This window comes from Pseudomonas sp. TE3910 (assembly GCF_056279025.1).
The window spans coordinates 3,226,706-3,244,983 of sequence record NZ_JBWBQN010000001.1; the positions used below are offsets into that span (position 1 = coordinate 3,226,706).

The window sequence follows — 18,278 nt, forward strand, 5'->3', positions numbered from 1 at the left end:
GGGCAACACGCGCATACACCTCAACTGAAACTAGGGTAAGTACCGTTCCAGCAAATGCAGAAATCAAGCGCTAGATAGGGTTGTCGGTTTTCATGGGGGGCTCCTGTGCCCTGAACGGATAACGTCGTGCCGGAAAGCTGAACATTCGAAGCCCCTACATAGGCCGGTATTAAAGCTAGCGGCGTACTACTCAAGACCGTCGCTCTGGCCAGCCATGATGAATTGGCGTCCGGTGTAGCCTGCATATCGGTTGCTGCGCTTGCGAGCACGGGGTACTTAACCGTCACTGAGTGGTTATGGGGGGGTACCTGAGCCTCGGTCAATGCTACCGCTGCCTGCCCGGCCGTGTCGGCCCAGGTACGGGGGGTCAGGTTTGGGCCTGCACCACTGCCCATGACCACGCGCTGCCTCAGGTCAGGCAGCGCGAACGTCTGCTTGCCGTCCCCTCCCCACTTGTTGCCAATGAGCGAGTACAGCGCTGCGTATGCCTGTATCAACAGAACGGTACCGTCACAGGCCAGCCAGCCGTCAGGGACGTATCCATAAGGAAACGACCTGATTTCACCGATAAAAGCATCCATGTTGAGCGTTCCTGATATCAAGATTGTGTTGGGTAGATACCGACCAGGGCAATGATGTACGTCAAAACCGCGCTAGGCATGACGTTGTTGTGCGCCTGACCTGATCCCACAAGTGCGACGGTGTCACCAGACAGCTGTACTTGCTGTGAAGAGGCTGCGCCATTCTTGAGGTACTGCGCTATAGATAAATCCGTATTGGCCAAGGTCATTCCTGGCCCTGGCGTGGCAGTACTAGCGCTTGCACCCGCAGTCATGATCACGTGCGAGTGCGCTGGCATCTGTGACGTGACCAAGGCCACTGTCTCGGTACCACCGGCAGCACCGACAGACCTGAGCGTCAGGCCAACTCCCTGCCCCTGCCCGATAGGCACACGACCACGTAGATCAGGAAGCCCAAATGTCGTCACCCCATTTCCGCCATAGGTCGTGCCAATCAAGGAATACAACACCTCGTTGCCGCTGATCGACAGCTGAGTGCCGTCACACGCATGCCAGTTGTCGGGGACTCTCGAGCCAGCAAACAAACGCACTTCACCTACATAACAATCAACCATGTCTTTGATTCCTCAATGCTGGGGTCAACTAGCGTCAGCTGCGTGGCGGGAATATGCCCGAGACAGCAATACAAGGATTGAGCACCAGGAACGGCTGCATGTTTGTATGCGCTGCACTACTGCCTGACACCGATACACTTTCATTGTTCAGCGGGATCATGGCGCCAGGCGCCCCATAAAGATGTGGGTCAGGCACGCCACCCGCTGCAGCGGCATGCGCCAGAAAATTGTTCTTCGGCTGCGGAACCGTTCCCGCTGCCGTTGATGCATTGAAGGCATGTGTATGTGCTGGCATTTGTGCAACAGTCAGCGCGACTGTTTCAACACCCGCCTTGGCTCCAAGTATGTAATCAGGTTGAACCCCGCTATAGTGCAGGGCTGCACGGCCGCGCAAGTCCGGTAGCTTGAACGTCGTTACCCCATTCCCTCCGTACCTTGTCCCAAGCAAGGCATACAAGGCCTGGTTCTGAGCGATTGTCATGTCTCTTCCATCACATGTAAGCCACCCGCTGGGCGCCCAACTCGTCGGAAACCAGCGAATTTCACCCAAAAAATAATCTGACATCCCCCGCTCCTTTCCTTAGAAAAGCATGTAGTTAAGACTCAACCGATTAACCTCGACGCACGCAACGCACGTCGCAGCCCAAGGCAATAACGCACCCTGTGCTCACGTGCACTTTTTACTCATAAAAACGCTGGCGATTATTGGTATGGGCCTGGGCCACAAACGCCACCCGCCGGTAAACGGTATCGAGACGGTGTCGACACTTCAGAAGATTGGGTGAATGGAGAAATGGGTTTGCTTTGTCGGTGACGTGACCTGTCGCAATTCCCGAAAAGTGTTGCGCAGTCAACGGCGACATCCGTGCCTCCAATTGAAACGTTCATCCTGTTTGAAACCCGTCGGGAGAACTCCAGCCTCTTCGACGGTTTCGCCTCTACTCCATGGCTGGATTGCCCATGCCACACGAGCGTAAAGTCAAAACGATATCAACGACGGTTATATATCTAGCAGATATCCAACCCAATGCAAATACCTCAAGGCCCCAACAGAAAGGGTATCGAGAGGTACGCGCCAAGTATGTTGGCTCACCGTCTTTTAATGACTCAAATGTTAGATATTGATTCGAAAAGGCAAAATGGCTGACTGATCTTAGATCCCAGGAAAAACCCTACGCAGTCTGTCTATGCGTGATGACTTGTCCCCGGAAACCCTGCCCTCTAGGCTGACTCCGTCGCTGAACATACAGCGCTCGGGGGTGGTAACCCGAGCGGTCGTAGACATCCATAGACCCTGCTTTATGGCAGCTGTACGCGGGAGGCCTCAGGGCCTGCCGGATGTTCCTGTCCACCGGTTTACCACCCCGCGTATAGCTGCCACCCTCTTTGGCAGCTGCCGCCGGTCAAAGGGCTGGCGGGCGCGCTGCAGGCGCTTAACCGACACCCTCGCAGGCCAGCGCCTACACAGTCGCTTTCAGGGGAGCAGCGCCTTGCGTCAGGTAGGCCAGCAATTCGTCGATCGGGAGCGGACGACTGATCAAGTATCCTTGCGCCTGATCGCAGTCGAAGCTGCGCAGCAACGCCATCTGTTCTTCAGTCTCAACCCCTTCGGCCACCACTTCCAGCTTCAGGTTGTGCGCCAGGTTGATCATGGCGTGAACCAATTGGCGGTTTTCTTCGCGCTGCTCCATGCCACCGACAAAGCTGCGGTCCACCTTGAGCAAGGTAATCGGCAGGCTGTTGAGGTGCACGAACGACGAGAACCCGGTACCAAAGTCATCCAGGGAGAAACGCACGCCAAGCCGGCCCAGCGCATCCATGGTCTGTTTGACCAGATCGCTACGGCGCATCACGGCCGTCTCGGTCAACTCAAACTCCAGCCAACGCGCATCAACCTCATGCTGGATGATCAACCGGCTCAAGGTGGCCAGCAACTGGCTGTCCTGGAACTGGCGGAAAGACAGGTTAACCGCCATATGCAGAGGGGCCACCCCATGCTCACGCAGTGCCTGCATGTCGCGCAGGGCACGGGAGATCACCCAGTACCCCAACGGCACGATCAGCCCGCTCTGTTCGGCCAGCGGCACGAACTCGCTGGGTGGCAGCAGGCCTCGCTCGGCATGCCGCCAGCGTACCAACGCCTCAAGCCCGACGATCTGGCCACCCTTCAGGTCAAAACGAGGCTGGTAGTGCAACTCCAGTTCGTCACGGCGCAAGGCGCGGCGCAGTTCGGTTTCCAGGTCGGCCAGGCTGCGCGCATGGCGATTGATACGCTCGTTGAACACATGGAACGTACACCCCTGGGTGCCCTTGGCCTGTTGCATGGCGATATGGGCATGCCACATCAGTGGGTCTGCACCGCCCTCGGACCGGGCATGCGCGACGCCCAGGCTGCAGCCTAGCAAGAGGCTTTCACCGTCGATCCAGTAAGGCTCGGCCAACGCTTCGACGATACGTTCAGCCATCCATTCGGCACGTTGCGGCTCACGGCGGGTATCAATCAGCAGGGCAAATTCATCACTGCCCAGACGCGCCACCTGATCACCCGCTTCGAGCTGGCTTTTGAGCCGACCGACCACTTGCAGGATCAGGCGATCGCCCGCCTGATGGCCCAAGGCGTCGTTGGCGTGCCGAAAGTTGTCCAGGTCGAGGTGGCCAAGGGCGACACCGCGACCTTCGTTATCGGCCAGGCGTGCGGTGAGCAGGGTCTGGAAACCCTGACGATTGGCGATGCCGGTCAATGGGTCCTGCTCGGCCAGGCGCTGCAAGGTGGCCTCCAGTACGCCACGCTCACGCACATGGCGCAGGCAACGCCGCAGGGTATCGGTGCTCAGCGCTTCACGCACCAACCAGTCGCTGACACCCAGCGGGGGCTGCACAGGTTCTTCTTCCAACAGCAGCAGCATGGGCAGGTCGCAACGACCTGGCGCCGGTTGCAGCGCAGGAGTGGCCAGCACCAGCGCATTGCGGTCACTGACAAACAAGCTGTCGACCGACTCCCAGTTCGGCGCATTGATCAGCACGGCACTACCGGCCAGCGGCTGCAAGCAGTGTTGCAGCGCCGCGGCCCAGCTAGGCTCATCAGCCAGCAGGAGCAAACGCAAAGGTTCGACAGGCGTAGACAAGCTGGCTCCTTAGCACGTTGACGCAGTCTAAATGACGATGAGTAGCAGGGATGCCCTATCCTAAATCATTAGTAGTAATGATTTTCACTTAAACACATGCCATTCCTTTGCCGACATCCACATACGTTGCAGCGCATCCTGCGGGAAAGTAACAGAACCAGCAAATTTAGATCGCGTGCTACGTCACACTGTCAGACGGTCGCGGCACAATCTCGTCGCGCCTGCTAAAATGCCCGGCTATTTTCAGGCGACCCCAGGTTCCCCCATGTCCCGACTCAACCCCCGGCAACAAGAAGCCGTGAGCTACGTCGGCGGCCCACTTTTGGTGCTCGCCGGTGCCGGCTCCGGCAAAACCAGCGTGATCACCCGCAAGATCGCCCACCTGATCCAGAACTGCGGCATCCGTGCCCAGTACATCGTGGCCATGACCTTTACCAACAAGGCCGCGCGCGAGATGAAGGAACGGGTCGGTACCCTGCTTCGCGGCGGCGAAGGGCGCGGCCTGACCGTCTCGACCTTCCATAACCTGGGCCTGAACATTATCCGCAAGGAGCATCAGCGGCTGGGCTACAAGCCGGGTTTCTCGATCTTCGACGAAGCCGACGTCAAGGCATTGATGACCGACATCATGCAGAAGGAGTACTCCGGGGACGACGGCGTCGACGAGATCAAGAACATGATCGGCGCCTGGAAGAACGACCTGGTGCTGCCTCCAGAAGCCCTGGAAAAAGCGCGCAACCCCAAGGAACAGACCGCCGCCATCGTCTATGCGCATTACCAGCGTACGCTCAAGGCGTTCAACGCGGTGGACTTCGACGACCTCATCCTGCTGCCGGTGAAGCTGTTTCAGGAACACGCCGACATCCTGGAGAAATGGCAGAACCGCGTGCGCTACCTGCTGGTGGACGAATATCAGGACACCAACGCCAGCCAGTACCTGCTGGTGAAGATGCTGATCGGCACGCGCAACCAGTTCACCGTGGTCGGCGACGATGACCAGTCGATCTACGCCTGGCGCGGCGCGCGCCCGGAAAACCTGATGCTGCTCAAGGACGACTACCCCTCGCTGAAGGTGGTCATGCTCGAACAGAACTACCGTTCCACCAGCCGCATCCTGCGCTGCGCCAACGTGCTGATCTCGAACAACCCGCATGCCTTCGAGAAACAACTGTGGAGCGAGATGGGCCACGGCGACGAGATCCGTGTGATCCGCTGCCGTAACGAGGAGGCCGAAGCCGAGCGGGTGGCCATGGAAATCCTCAGCCTGCACCTGCGTACCGACCGCCCCTACAGCGACTTCGCCATCCTGTACCGGGGTAACTACCAGGCCAAGCTCATCGAGCTGAAGCTGCAGCACCACCAGATTCCGTACCGGCTCTCCGGCGGCAACAGCTTCTTTGGCCGTCAGGAGGTCAAGGACCTGATGGCCTACTTCCGTCTGCTGGTGAACCCGAACGACGACAACGCCTACCTGCGGGTGATCAACGTGCCGCGCCGGGAAATCGGCTCGACCACGCTGGAAAAGCTTGGCAACTACGCCACCGAGCGAAAGATCTCGATGTACGCCGCCAGTGAAGAGCTGGGCCTTGGCGAACACCTGGACAGCCGCTTTACTGACCGCCTGCAGCGCTTCAAACGCTGGATGGACGGCGTACGCCAGCAGGTCGCGCAGAACGATCCGATCGCGGCCCTGCGCAGCATGGTCATGGATATCGACTACGAGAACTGGATTCGCCAGAACAGTTCCAGCGACAAGGCGGCAGACTTTCGCATGGGCAACGTCTGGTTCCTGATCGAGGCCTTGAAGAACACCCTCGAGAAAGACGAAGACGGTGGCATGACCATCGAGGAAGCCATCGGCAAGCTGGTGCTGCGCGACATGCTCGAACGCCAGCAGGAAGAGGAAGAAGGCGCCGAGGGTGTGCAGATGATGACCCTGCATGCGTCCAAAGGGCTGGAGTTTCCCTACGTGTTCATCATGGGCATGGAGGAGGAAATTCTGCCGCACCGCTCCAGCATCGAAGCCGACACCATCGAAGAAGAACGCCGCCTGGCCTATGTCGGCATCACCCGGGCTCGCCAGACCCTCGCGTTCACCTTTGCGGCCAAGCGCAAGCAGTACGGCGAAATCATCGACTGCGCACCAAGCCGTTTCCTCGACGAGCTGCCCGACGACGACCTCGTCTGGGAAGGCCTCGACGATGCCCCGACCGAGGTCAAGGCCGCACGTGGCAATAACGCATTGGCGGATATCCGCGCCATGCTCAAACGTTAGATAATCCACCTTTGCCCTGGCACTCTGCCGGGGCCTTTTTGTTACATCGAGGAATTTACCGCCGTGGAAGCACTGCACCAGAAGATTCGCGAAGAAGGCATTGTGCTTTCCGATCAGGTCCTGAAAGTCGATGCGTTTCTCAACCATCAGATCGACCCTGCGCTGATGCAACTGATCGGTGACGAGTTCGCCCGTCTGTTCGCCGACTCGGGCGTCACCAAGATCGTCACCATCGAAGCCTCCGGCATTGCCCCGGCGGTAATGACCGGGCCTGAAGCTCGGCGTTCCGGTGATCTTCGCCCGCAAGCACCAGTCACTGACCCTGACTGAAAACCTGCTGACGGCCTCGGTGTACTCCTTCACCAAGCAGACCGAAAACACCGTGGCGATCAGCCCGCGTCACCTGAACAGCAGCGACCGCGTGCTGGTGATCGACGACTTCCTGGCCAACGGCAAAGCCTCCCAGGCCCTGATCTCGATCGTCAAGCAGGCCGGTGCCAGCGTGGCCGGCCTGGGTATCGTCATCGAGAAGTCGTTCCAGGGCGGCCGTGCCGAACTGGACAGCCAAGGCTACCGCGTCGAGTCGCTGGCACGGGTCAAATCGCTGGAAGGCGGCGTCGTTACCTTCCTGTAAGCCCGCCTGCAGGGAATACAGCATCCCGCAGAAACGACAAAGCCCGCACGCGGCGGGCTTTGTCGGGGGAAGCGTATGGCTTAAAGGCCAGACATCTTCTTGATGGCGCCTTTCAAGTCGTCATCCGAGCAATCGGCACAAGTGCCTTTTGGTGGCATCGCGTTGATACCGGTGATGGCCTTGGCCAGGATACCGTCCAAGCCACCCTGCTGGCTCGCACGCTCTTTCCAGGCAGCAGTGTCACCGATTTTCGGCGCGCCGAGCAGGCCGCTGCCATGACAGGCATTGCAGTGCTTGGCGATGATCTCGTCAGGCGTCTTGGAACCGCCGCCGCCAGCAGAGGCAGCCACTTCCATACCTTTACATTCCTGGCCTTGAACGCAGACCTGACCAACAGGCTCCAGTCGCTTGGCAATGTCGTCATTGGTCGCAGCTTGAGCGCTGACTGCCCAAAGGGCCAATACGGCAGCTGGTACGGCCAGCATTTTCTTGATTAGATTCACACGTACACCCTCATGGTGGCTAGTCACGCCCGCGGCCACGGTTTCGCAGGCGGTCGCAAGTATAACGAGAACCCTGCCGCACTGAAACAACCCTAAAGACCTAAGGGGATTAGACGCGACAATAAGCCGCGCCTGGCCTATCAGAAGTTGGCAGGGGTCGCCGCACTGATCAGCCGCGCCGGTTCATCGAATGGATTGCGGAAACGGTGCGGCTTGGTGCTTTCAAAATAGTAGCTGTCGCCGGCTTCAAGGATGAAGGTTTCCAGCCCCACGACCAGCTCGAGGCGACCTTCCAGCAAGATGCCGGTTTCTTCACCATCGTGCGTGAGCATCTCTTCGCCGGTATCTGCACCAGGCGGATAGACCTCATTGAGGAAGGCAATGGCCCGGCTAGGGTGCGACTTGCCGACCAGCTTCATGGTCACCGCACCATCGGAAATATCGATGAGCTCGTTGGCCTTGTAGACGATCTGAGTGGGGTTTTCCGGCTGCAGTTCTTCAGAGAAGAACTCGACCATGGACATGGGGATACCCCCCAGCACCTTGCGCAGCGAGCTGATTGAGGGGCTCACGCTGTTTTTCTCGATCATCGAGATCGTGCTGTTGGTGACACCCGCGCGTTTGGCGAGTTCACGCTGAGACAGGCCCTTGAGCTTGCGTATGGCCTGCAGTCGTTCACCGACGTCCAAGGCTTAAGCCCTCCTAAACGAACAAATGGGGTCGAAATTGAACGTTATCATCGCACAGCGTTCAGTATTTACAACACTTCGACCCACTGCCAGTCCGTCCAGTTGCCTCAATCGCCAGAATAGACCAGCGGTACGCGGCGCAGGTTGCAGAAGATCTGGTAGGGAATGGTCCCGGCCTGAATCGCCACGTCGCTGGCCAGGACGTTCTTGCCCCACAGCTCGACCGGGCTGCCGAGGCCGGCTTCAGGTACATCGGTCAGATCAATGCAAAGCATGTCCATTGACACACGACCAATCAGTTGGCTGCGCTTGCCTGCCACCATCACCGGGGTACCGGTCGGGGCAAGACGCGGGTAGCCGTCGGCATACCCCATCGCAACCACACCGACACGGGTTGGCCGCTGGCTGATGAACCGGGCGCCATAGCCCACCGGCTCACCGGCCGGCAGTTCACGTACACTGATGACTTTCGATTCCAGTGTCATCACCGGCTGCAGGCGCTGAGCCTGGGCTTGCTGCACCTCGAACGGCGTCGAACCATAGAGCATGATGCCTGGGCGCACCCAGTCGCTGGGGATCTGTGGCCAGCCGAGCACCGCCGGCGAGTTGCGCAAGCTGATCTCGGCGTTCAGGCCTTGGCGAGCCGCCTGGAACACCGCGACCTGGTCGTTGCTGGCGCTGCAGTCGAGTTCGTCGGCACGGGCGAAGTGGCTCATCAGGACAATGCGCGCCACCTTGCCGGTTGCCTGCAGACGCTGATAGGCCGACTGATAATCCTTCGGGTGCAAACCGACGCGGTGCATACCCGAGTCGAGCTTGAGCCAGACGGTAATCGGCTTGCTCAGGTTGGCCTTTTCGATGGCTTCCAGTTGCCACAGCGCATGCACCACGCACCAGAGGTCGTGCTGGACGATCAGCTCCAGTTCGCTGGCCTCGAAGAAACCTTCAAGCAGCAGGACAGGGCCATGAATACCGGCCGCACGCAGCGCTAGCGCCTCTTCGATACAAGCCACGGCAAAACCATCGGCTTCGGCCTGCAGCGCCTGGGCGCAGCGTACCGCGCCATGGCCGTAAGCATCGGCCTTGATCACCGCCAGGGCCTTGGCCCCGGAGAGTTCGCGGGCGAGTTGATAGTTGTGACGCAGCGCTTGAAGATCGATCAGGGCACGGGCAGGACGCATGACGGCAGCCTTCTGGCAGTCTGGTTAGAAGTAAAAAACCCGGTGCTCGCACGTAGCGCAATGCCACAACGGCACCGGGTGAGGGATGGGTTACGGCAGTGCGGCGACTACCGATAGCTCGACGAGAATTTCAGGCTCGCACAGCTTGGCTTCGACCGTGGCACGGGCCGGGGCAACACCTTTTGGCAGCCACGTGTCCCATACCTGATTCATGCCCTGGAAGTGAGCATCGATGTCTTTCAGGTAGATGGTCACCGACAGCAGACGCGTTTTGTCGGTGCCCGCCAGGTCCAGCAGACGCTCGATGTTGGCCAAGGCCTCGCGGGTTTGTTGCTCGATACCCGCGTTCATGTCGTCACCCACCTGGCCCGCCAGGTAGACGGTGCCGTTGTGGGTAACGATCTGGCTCATGCGCTCATTGGTGAGCAGGCGCTGGACTGCCATGCTTTGCAATCTCCTGGTTGTTGCCGTAGCGAGAAATATCGAGGCCTTCAGCACTGATTTGCGGCTTTTTGCGGGCCATCAGGTCTGCAAGCAGGCGACCGGAACCGCACGCCATGGTCCAACCGAGGGTGCCGTGGCCCGTGTTGAGGAACAGGTTACGGAACGGGGTCGCACCGACGATCGGCGTACCGTCCGGGGTGGTCGGACGCAAGCCGGTCCAGAAACTGGCCTGGCTCAGATCACCGCCGCGAGGATAAAGATCGTTGACGATCATCTCCAGTGTTTCACGCCGACGCGGGTTGAGCGACAGGTCAAAACCGGCGATTTCAGCCATACCACCAACGCGGATACGGTTGTCGAAACGAGTAATCGCGACTTTGTAGGTTTCGTCGAGAATGGTCGACGTCGGAGCCATGGCCGGGTCGGTGATCGGTACGGTCAACGAATAGCCTTTGAGCGGGTAGACCGGGGCCTTGATGCCCAGCGGCTTGAGCAATTGCGGCGAGTAGCTGCCCAGCGCCAGTACGTAGCGGTCGGCGGTTTCCAGCTTGCCGTCGATCCACACGCCGTTCACACGGTCACCGGCATAGTCCAGACGCTCGATGTTCTGCCCGAAACGGAACTCGACACCCAGGTTGACGGCCATTTCCGCCAGGCGGGTGGTGAACAGTTGGCAGTCACCGGTCTGGTCATTAGGCAGACGCAGGGCGCCAGCCAGAATATTGGTGACGCCAGCCAGGGCCGGCTCAACGCGGGCGATGCCCTCACGGTCGAGCAGCTCGTAAGGCACGCCGGACTGCTCAAGCACAGCGATGTCCTTGGCGGCGTTGTCCAGTTGTGCCTGGGTACGGAACAGTTGGGTGGTGCCCAGGGTGCGACCTTCATAGGCAATGCCCGTTTCGGCGCGCAGCTCGTCGAGGCAGTCACGGCTGTACTCGGACAGGCGGACCATGCGCTCCTTGTTCACGGCATAGCGGCTGGCCGTGCAGTTGCGCAGCATCTGGGCCATCCACAGGTACTGGTCAATGTCTGCCGTGGCCTTGATCGCCAGCGGCGCATGGCGCTCCAGCAACCATTTGATAGCCTTGAGTGGAACACCCGGTGCAGCCCACGGCGAGGCGTAACCTGGCGAGACCTGCCCGGCGTTGGCAAAACTGGTTTCCATGGCCACCGCCGGCTGACGATCGACCACGACCACTTCGAAACCTTGCCGGGCCAGATAGTAGGCACTGGCGGTTCCGATTACACCGCTACCAAGTACCAGAACTCGCATGTTTGTATCCCTCGACGCGGCGCACCGCAGACATTTGTTGTTAATGGCGTAGATGGGCGCAGTATAGGAAGGTATGGGCAGTGCTTTTCACTATATAAAAGCCTATATTTGGCGAGAATTCTCGGCAGAGTCAGCTTTTACGGAGGGGCATCCCCTATGAGAACCCAGCATCAAAGTAAACGTGAACTGGACAAGATCGACCGCAATATCCTGCGCATCCTGCAAACGGACGGGCGCATTTCCTTCACCGAGCTGGGCGAAAAGGTCGGCCTGTCGACTACGCCGTGCACCGAGCGGGTTCGACGCCTGGAACGTGAAGGGATCATCATGGGCTACAACGCCCGGCTGAACCCACAACACCTGAAGGGCAGCCTGCTGGTGTTCGTTGAAATCAGCCTGGACTACAAGTCTGGCGATACCTTCGAGGAATTCCGACGTGCGGTGCTCAAACTGCCCCACGTATTGGAATGCCACCTGGTGTCCGGTGATTTCGACTACCTGGTGAAAGCGCGGATTTCGGAGATGGCCTCCTACCGCAAGCTGCTGGGCGACATCCTGCTGAAACTGCCGCATGTGCGTGAGTCGAAGAGCTACATCGTCATGGAAGAAGTGAAGGAAAGCCTGAACCTGCCAATTCCGGACTGAGGCTCAGACCAACACCTGACGGGTGGTGGCGATGTAGTGGTGGATCAGTTGCTCGGCCCCGGGATCAATCGGTTCCTCGGGGCCGCGGCCACGCGGGCACGGCAAGCGTGGCGTGGTACCGAACAAGCGACAGATCAACGGCCGCTCTTCATACACCGTGCAACCGTTCGGCCCCAGGTGTACGCAGTTGAGTTCGGCCAGCGCAGCGTCCTGCTCTGCTTCAGTCTTGCGCGGCAGCCGGGCCATTTCTTCCGTCGACGTAGTGACCGGCCCGCAGCAGTCATGGCAACCCGGCACGCACTCAAACGACGGGATCTGCTCACGCAGGAAGCGGATCTTGTGGCTGTTGCAACTCATGGCGGCCTGCGCAATATCGGTGTGAGCGTCGATTTTGCCTGACGGTTGCCTCTGCGCGAAAGCGCGGCTTATGCTCCGTCAAGTTTTCCAAACATAACAATCAGGATAACGCACATGAACGTCCGCGTTCAGCAGCCCGCTTCCAGCGCCCTGCATACCGCCTCCTACTACGCGGCCAGCAGCGCTGCACAGCCGGACTACCCGGCGCTGCAGGGCGAGACGAGCTGCGATGTCTGCGTGGTCGGTGGTGGCTTTTCAGGCCTCAACACCGCCATTGAGCTGGCTGAACGCGGCATGCGTGTTGTCCTGCTGGAAGCGCACAAGATCGGCTGGGGCGCCAGTGGGCGTAATGGCGGGCAATTGATTCGCGGTGTCGGCCACGGCCTGGACCAGTTCGCCCCGATAATTGGCAGCGACGGCGTACGCCAGCTCAAGCTGATGGGCCTGGAGGCTGTGGATATCGTCCGCCAGCGCATCGAGCAGCATGCCATCGACTGCGACCTGACCTGGGGCTACTGCGACCTGGCCAACAAACCCAGCGACCTGGAGGGTTTCGCCGCCGATGCCGAGGAACTGCGCGCGTTCGGTTACCGCCATGAACTGCGCCTGCTGCAACCTGAAGAGATGCATCGCGTGGTCGGCTCCGACCGCTATGTCGGCGGCCTGATCGACAGGGGGTCGGGCCACCTGCACCCACTGAACCTGGCGCTGGGCGAAGCCCGCGTTGCCGAAAGCCTGGGCGTGCGCCTGTTCGAGCAATCGACCGTAACCCGCATCGACTACGGCAGCCAGGTTCGCGTGCATACCGGACAAGGCTCGGTCCGCGCCAGCACCCTGGTGCTGGGCTGCAATGCCTACCTCAATGGCCTGAACGCCGAACTGAGCGGCAAGGTGCTACCGGCCGGCAGCTACATAATCGCCACCGAGCCGCTGAGCGAGGCCATGGCCCGGCAGTTGCTGCCGCAAAACATGGCGGTCTGCGACCAGCGTGTTGCGCTGGACTACTACCGCTTGTCTGCCGACCGCCGCCTGCTGTTCGGGGGTGCCTGTCACTACTCCGGGCGCGATCCCAAGGACATCGCCGCCTACATGCGGCCCAAGATGCTCAAGGTCTTCCCGCAACTGGCCAACGTGCGCATCGACTACCAGTGGGGCGGCATGATCGGCATCGGTGCCAACCGCCTACCGCAGATCGGGCGCCTGCACGATCAACCCAACGTGTATTACGCGCAGGCCTATTCCGGCCATGGCCTCAACGCCACACACCTGGCCGGCAAACTCCTTGCCGAAGCCATCAACGGCCAGCACAACGGCCGCTTCGACCTGTTTGCCCAGGTGCCACACATCACCTTCCCCGGCGGTAAACACCTGCGCTCGCCACTGCTGGCCCTGGGCATGCTCTGGCACCGCTTCAAAGAGCTGATCTAAGGACGCCAGAAGGGTTTCAACCCCTCATGCAGGGCCTGCTCGCGGGTCAGGCCAACGTCGCGCAACTGCTCAGCGTCCAGCGTCAGCAGTTCGCGGCGGGAGTGCCAGCGGTGCACCATCAGCGCCCATCGACCCATGCCACACGCCACACCAGACACGTCTGGGGTTTGTTGCGCCTGCAACTCACCGCTGTAGATCTTCAGCCGCACATCGCTTAATCCGTTCATCACGCCTGCCTCCTGAGTAGTTCCGAGCGTGGAGCCATGATGCGCGCCAGGCAAAAAGCATTACAGATTCAAAGTCCAACTATTACGCCCATACAGAATTGGCAAAGCGGCGACTGAATGCTGTATTTTTGCCTTATCTGTATGGAACGATCGCAAAAAATTGCCAAGGAACGAACCATGACGCTTTACGTCAATCTCGCCGAACTGCTCGGCGCACGTATCGAACAAGGGTTCTACCGCCCAGGCGATCGCCTGCCTTCTGTACGGGCCTTGAGTGTCGAGCATGGTGTCAGCCTCAGTACGGTCCAACAGGCGTACCGGGTGCTGGAAGACCATGGTCTGGCGGCACCGCGGCCCAAATCGGGCTATTTCGTGCCCGCCACCCGATCCCTCCCTGCCCTGCCCGCGATCAGTCGCCCCGCACAACGCCCGGTGGATATCTCCCAGTGGGATCAGGTCGTCGAACTGATGCGCAGCGTTCCGCGCAAGGACGTGGTGCAACTGGGCCGGGGCATGCCCGATGTCGACAGCCCGACCCTCAAGCCCTTGCTGCGCAGCCTCGCCCAACTCAGCCGACGCCAGGACATGCCCGGCCTGTATTACGACACCATCTACGGCACCCAGCCCCTGCGCGAGCAGATCGCCCGGTTGATGCTCGACTCCGGCTGCCACCTCAGTGCGGCCGACCTGGTCGTCACTACGGGTTGCCATGAGGCGTTGTCTGCCAGCATTCGCGCGGTCTGCGAGCCGGGCGACATTGTCGCGGTCGACTCACCCAGCTTTCACGGCGCCATGCAGACCCTCAAGGGCCTGGGCATGAAAGCCCTGGAAATCCCCACCGACCCGCTCACCGGGATCAGCCTCGAGGCACTGGAACTGGCGCTGGAGCAATGGCCGATCAAGCTGATTCAGCTCACGCCAAGCTGCAACAACCCGCTGGGCTACAGCATGCCCGAAGCCCGCAAGCGGGCCTTGTTGACCCTGGCGCAACGCTTCGACGTGGCGATTCTCGAAGACGACGTGTATGGCGACCTGGCCTATACCTACCCGCGCCCACGCACCATCAAGTCCTTCGACGACGACGGCCGCGTGCTGCTGTGCAGTTCGTTCTCGAAAACCCTCGCCCCAGGCCTGCGGATCGGCTGGGTGGCGCCCGGGCGTTATCTGGAGCGGGTGCTGCACATGAAGTACATCAGCACCGGCTGCACCGCCACACAACCGCAATTGGCGATTGCCGACTTCATCGAGGGTGGCCACTATCAGCCACACCTGCGCCGGATGCGCAGCCAGTACCAGCGCAGCCGTGACCTGATGATCGACTGGGTGACACGCTACTTCCCGGCAGGTACCCGGGCCAGCCGACCACAGGGCGGCTTCATGCTCTGGGTCGAATTACCGGAAAGTTTCGATACGCTGCGGCTGAATCGGGCTTTACTGGAGCAGGGCGTACAAATTGCCGTGGGCTGTATTTTTTCGGCCTCAGGCAAGTACCGAAACTGCCTGCGCATGAATTTCGCGGCCCGCCCCAGCGCAGAGATCGAAGCGGCGGTACGCAAAGTGGGTGAAACCGCCATTCGTCTACTGGCCGAGGATATAGGCTGAGGGTAACGTTGCGCCGCCCTTGCGGGCCCTGTTCATCTCCCTGAGCGGTTAAGGAATCGCCCTTTGAACCACCCTCGGCTCGTGCCTCTGTTGCTATGGCTGGTGTTTGCCCTGGCAGGCTGCGCCAGTGTCGACAGCCCCCGTGAAGTCAGTCAGGCACTGCCGGCCAGCGACTCGGCGTTCGGGCGCTCGGTCCAGCGCCAGGCCCAAGCCTACGGTGGCCGCTCCGGCTTCCGCCTGCTGCCCAATAGCAGCGAAGCATTCCGTGCCCGTGCCGAGCTGATTCGCAATGCCCAGAGCAGTATCGACCTGCAGTACTACATCGTCCGCGACGGCCTGAGTACCCGCGCACTGGTCAGCGAGCTGCTGCAAGCCGCCGACCGTGGTGTACGGGTGCGCATCCTGCTCGATGACACCACCAGCGATAGCCTGGACAACCTGATCGACACCCTCACGGCCCACCCCAACATCCAGTTGCGCGTCTTCAATCCGCTGCACCTGGGCCGCAGCACCGGTGTGACACGAACCCTGGGACGGCTGTTCAACCTGTCGCGGCAACACCGGCGCATGCACAACAAGCTATGGCTGGTGGACAACAGCATGGCCATCGTCGGCGGACGCAACCTGGGTGATGAGTACTTCGACGCCGAACCCAACCTGAACTTCACCGATATCGACCTGCTTGGCGTCGGCCCGGTGGCGGAGCAGTTAGGGCATAGTTTTGACCAATACTGGAACAGTGCCCTGAGCCGGCCGATCAACGACTTTTTCCTGCGCCAACCAGATGCCGACGACCTGCGCCGCACCCGCCAGCGCCTGGACAGCGCCTTGCAAGCGGCCAGCACCCAGCGCAAGGCCCTCTACGACCGGTTGATGGCCTATCGCACACAGCCGCGCTTGGACATCTGGCGCAACGAGTTGATCTGGGCCCATAGCCAGGCGCTGTGGGATGCGCCCAACAAGGTACTGGCCACGGAAGAACCCGACCCACAGTTACTGATGACCCCGCAACTGGCGCCCGACCTGAATGCCGTGGCCCACGAACTGATCCTGATCTCGGCCTACTTCGTACCGCGCGACACCGGCCTGCTGTACCTGACCAGCCGGGCTGACGCAGGTGTCTCGGTCAATTTGCTGACCAACTCGCTGGAGGCGACTGATGTGCCGGCGGTTCATGGCGGCTACGCCCCCTACCGCAAGGCCTTGCTGGAACATGGCGTGCACCTGTTTGAGCTGCGCCGCCAGCCCGGCGCGCCTCATCGCCATCCGCTGTACCGCCTGCACGGCAGTTCAGACTCAAGCCTGCACAGCAAAGCCATTGTCATTGACCGCAAGAAGACCTTTATCGGCTCGTTCAACTTCGATCCACGCTCAGTGTTGTGGAACACCGAAGTCGGCGTGCTGGTCGACAGCCCCGAGCTGGCGGAGTACACCCGCGACCTGGCAGCTCAAGGCATGGCCCCCGCCCGGAGCTATCAGCCCAAGCTGGAAAACGGTCGCGTGGTCTGGGTCACGCAGGACAACAACCAGCTGCACACCCTGACAACCGAGCCAGGCGGCCTATGGCGTCGTTTCAATGCCTGGATCAGCAAGGCCGTCGGCCTGGAACGCATGCTTTAAGAGGCCAGCTTCACCTCAAAGGCATTCGGTCGCCGGGCCAGCAACACCAGGCCAAACGCGCCAACGGCCATCAGCAAGGGCAAGGCATGCCCACTGATCCACTGGCTGCCAGCGCCAGCCAGCAAAGGCCCGATCAGGCAACCAATACCCCACAGTTGAGCCACGTGGGCATTGGCGCGCACCAGCGCATCGTCACGGTAACGCTCACCAATCAGGATCAGCGACAAGGTGAACAAACCACCGGCGCTAGCGCCGAACAGCACCCACAGCGGCCAGATCAACGAGGTGTGCAGCAGCAGCGGAATCATCAGGCTGGAAATCAACAGCACCAGTGCGCACCCCGAGAACAATGTGCGCCGCGACATGCGGTCGGCCAGTGCGCCTATCGGCAATTGCAGCAGCGCATCGCCAATCACGACGGTACTGACCATAAACAGCGCCATTTCAGTGCCAAAGCCCTGCTGCAGGCAGTACACCGGCAACAGGGTCAAAATCATCGCCTCGAACGCGGCAAACAGGGAAATGGCCCAGGCAATGACCGGAAGGTTGCGACAGAACCAGACCAGATCACCCAAGGTCACCGAACAGGCTTCGGTTGTCGGCGCACCACTGCGCCCGATCAACAACAGGGGGGCCAGCAATAACAGGCCTGCACCTGCCCAAAAACCGAAGTCACCCTCCGGCCCCAAAAATCCCAGCACCAACGGCCCGGCCAACTGGCTCAGTGCATAGCTACTGCCGTACAGCGCGACCAGGCGCCCACGCCACGCCTCGACCACCAACTGGTTGATCCAGCTTTCACCAAGGATGAAGACGATGGTCAGCACCATGCCAATCAACAGGCGCAGCACCAGCCACACCGGGTAACTGGGCAACAATGCCAACAACCCGATCGACAGCGCGCCGCCCCACAGGCACAGACGCATCAACCCGGGGGTGCCGAAATACGCCGCCAGGCGGCTGGCCAGGCTGGCACCGAACAGCACACCGATTGCCGGCATCGCCGCCATCACACCAATGGCAAAGCCACCGTAGCCCCAACTCTCCAGCCGCAACGACACCAGTGGCATGCTCACGCCTAGCGCCAAGCCAACACTGAGCACTGCCGCCAGTACCGCAAAGTAGGTACCCCAGCGCATT

17 protein-coding genes and 1 pseudogene are annotated in these 18,278 nt (G+C 60.5%); 6 read left to right on the plus strand and 12 right to left on the minus strand.

Annotated features, from left to right (window positions below; translation table 11 throughout):
- Positions 1-20 precede the first annotated feature (20 nt).
- The 4 genes from ACZ9H3_RS14755 to ACZ9H3_RS14770 all read right to left on the minus strand — a co-directional run bounded on the left by ACZ9H3_RS14755 (position 21) and on the right by ACZ9H3_RS14770 (position 4,260).
- Positions 21-581 (minus strand): phage tail protein, encoded by a 561-nt coding sequence (locus ACZ9H3_RS14755; protein ID WP_330522450.1) that lies wholly within the window; start codon positions 579-581, stop codon positions 21-23.
- 17 nt (positions 582-598) lie between these two features.
- On the minus strand, positions 599-1,135 hold the full coding sequence (locus tag ACZ9H3_RS14760; RefSeq protein ID WP_330522451.1) for a phage tail protein: 537 nt from the start codon (positions 1,133-1,135) through the stop codon (positions 599-601).
- 34 nt (positions 1,136-1,169) lie between these two features.
- Positions 1,170-1,700, minus strand: a complete 531-nt coding sequence (locus ACZ9H3_RS14765) for a phage tail protein (protein WP_476221300.1) — start codon at positions 1,698-1,700, stop codon at positions 1,170-1,172.
- 895 nt (positions 1,701-2,595) lie between these two features.
- Complete coding sequence (locus ACZ9H3_RS14770) at positions 2,596-4,260, minus strand: putative bifunctional diguanylate cyclase/phosphodiesterase (protein WP_476221302.1); 1,665 nt, start codon at positions 4,258-4,260, stop codon at positions 2,596-2,598.
- 265 nt (positions 4,261-4,525) lie between these two features.
- Between ACZ9H3_RS14770 and rep the strand changes: the two genes are divergently transcribed.
- A complete protein-coding gene (gene rep, locus ACZ9H3_RS14775) occupies positions 4,526-6,535 on the plus strand; it encodes a DNA helicase Rep (RefSeq protein WP_476221304.1) in 2,010 nt (669 codons plus the stop codon).
- Positions 6,536-6,598: 63 nt separating this feature from the next.
- Positions 6,599-7,169 (plus strand): annotated as a pseudogene (gene xpt, locus ACZ9H3_RS14780) (xanthine phosphoribosyltransferase).
- A gap of 80 nt (positions 7,170-7,249) precedes the next feature.
- On the opposite strand, the gene ACZ9H3_RS14785 reads toward xpt, so the two are convergent.
- From ACZ9H3_RS14785 to dadA, 5 genes are all read right to left on the minus strand, one after another.
- Positions 7,250-7,672 (minus strand): c-type cytochrome, encoded by a 423-nt coding sequence (locus tag ACZ9H3_RS14785; protein WP_176717423.1) that lies wholly within the window; start codon positions 7,670-7,672, stop codon positions 7,250-7,252.
- 140 nt (positions 7,673-7,812) lie between these two features.
- Positions 7,813-8,361: a cupin domain-containing protein gene (locus tag ACZ9H3_RS14790; RefSeq protein WP_065759764.1), complete on the minus strand. Its 549-nt coding sequence runs from the start codon at positions 8,359-8,361 to the stop codon at positions 7,813-7,815.
- Between the two features lie 107 nt (positions 8,362-8,468).
- Positions 8,469-9,542, minus strand: a complete 1,074-nt coding sequence (gene alr, locus ACZ9H3_RS14795; RefSeq protein ID WP_102052709.1) for an alanine racemase — start codon at positions 9,540-9,542, stop codon at positions 8,469-8,471.
- Positions 9,543-9,632: 90 nt separating this feature from the next.
- Positions 9,633-9,986: a RidA family protein gene (locus ACZ9H3_RS14800; RefSeq protein ID WP_065759766.1), complete on the minus strand. Its 354-nt coding sequence runs from the start codon at positions 9,984-9,986 to the stop codon at positions 9,633-9,635.
- A complete protein-coding gene (dadA, locus tag ACZ9H3_RS14805; RefSeq protein WP_065759767.1) occupies positions 9,958-11,259 on the minus strand; it encodes a D-amino acid dehydrogenase in 1,302 nt (433 codons plus the stop codon). The genes ACZ9H3_RS14800 and dadA overlap by 29 nt, the downstream gene beginning before the upstream one ends.
- Before the next feature lie 156 nt (positions 11,260-11,415).
- Here dadA and dadR point away from each other — a divergent pair, with 156 nt between their 5' ends.
- Positions 11,416-11,904, plus strand: coding sequence for a transcriptional regulator DadR (dadR, locus tag ACZ9H3_RS14810; RefSeq protein WP_042121505.1), 489 nt, complete (start codon positions 11,416-11,418; stop codon positions 11,902-11,904).
- 3 nt (positions 11,905-11,907) lie between these two features.
- On the opposite strand, the gene ACZ9H3_RS14815 is transcribed toward dadR, so the two are convergent.
- On the minus strand, positions 11,908-12,261 hold the full coding sequence (locus tag ACZ9H3_RS14815) for a YkgJ family cysteine cluster protein (RefSeq protein ID WP_065759768.1): 354 nt from the start codon (positions 12,259-12,261) through the stop codon (positions 11,908-11,910).
- Between the two features lie 114 nt (positions 12,262-12,375).
- Here ACZ9H3_RS14815 and ACZ9H3_RS14820 point away from each other — a divergent pair, with 114 nt between their 5' ends.
- The gene (locus ACZ9H3_RS14820; RefSeq protein ID WP_476221310.1) at positions 12,376-13,689 is read left to right on the plus strand and encodes an NAD(P)/FAD-dependent oxidoreductase; all 1,314 of its coding nucleotides are present in this window, start codon (positions 12,376-12,378) and stop codon (positions 13,687-13,689) included.
- On the opposite strand, the gene ACZ9H3_RS14825 is transcribed toward ACZ9H3_RS14820, so the two are convergent.
- Positions 13,686-13,916 (minus strand): DUF1127 domain-containing protein, encoded by a 231-nt coding sequence (locus ACZ9H3_RS14825; protein WP_065759770.1) that lies wholly within the window; start codon positions 13,914-13,916, stop codon positions 13,686-13,688. The two genes, ACZ9H3_RS14820 and ACZ9H3_RS14825, sit on opposite strands and share 4 nt — an antisense overlap.
- Positions 13,917-14,093: 177 nt before the next feature.
- Between ACZ9H3_RS14825 and ACZ9H3_RS14830 the strand changes: the two genes are divergently transcribed.
- Positions 14,094-15,518, plus strand: coding sequence for an aminotransferase-like domain-containing protein (locus ACZ9H3_RS14830; protein WP_476221312.1), 1,425 nt, complete (start codon positions 14,094-14,096; stop codon positions 15,516-15,518).
- 63 nt (positions 15,519-15,581) lie between these two features.
- Complete coding sequence (locus ACZ9H3_RS14835; protein ID WP_099776332.1) at positions 15,582-17,138, plus strand: phospholipase D family protein; 1,557 nt, start codon at positions 15,582-15,584, stop codon at positions 17,136-17,138.
- Here ACZ9H3_RS14835 and ACZ9H3_RS14840 read toward each other — a convergent pair.
- A complete protein-coding gene (locus ACZ9H3_RS14840) occupies positions 17,135-18,277 on the minus strand; it encodes an MFS transporter (RefSeq protein ID WP_065759773.1) in 1,143 nt (380 codons plus the stop codon). The genes ACZ9H3_RS14835 and ACZ9H3_RS14840 overlap by 4 nt on opposite strands.
- Between the last annotated feature and the right edge of the window lies 1 nt (position 18,278).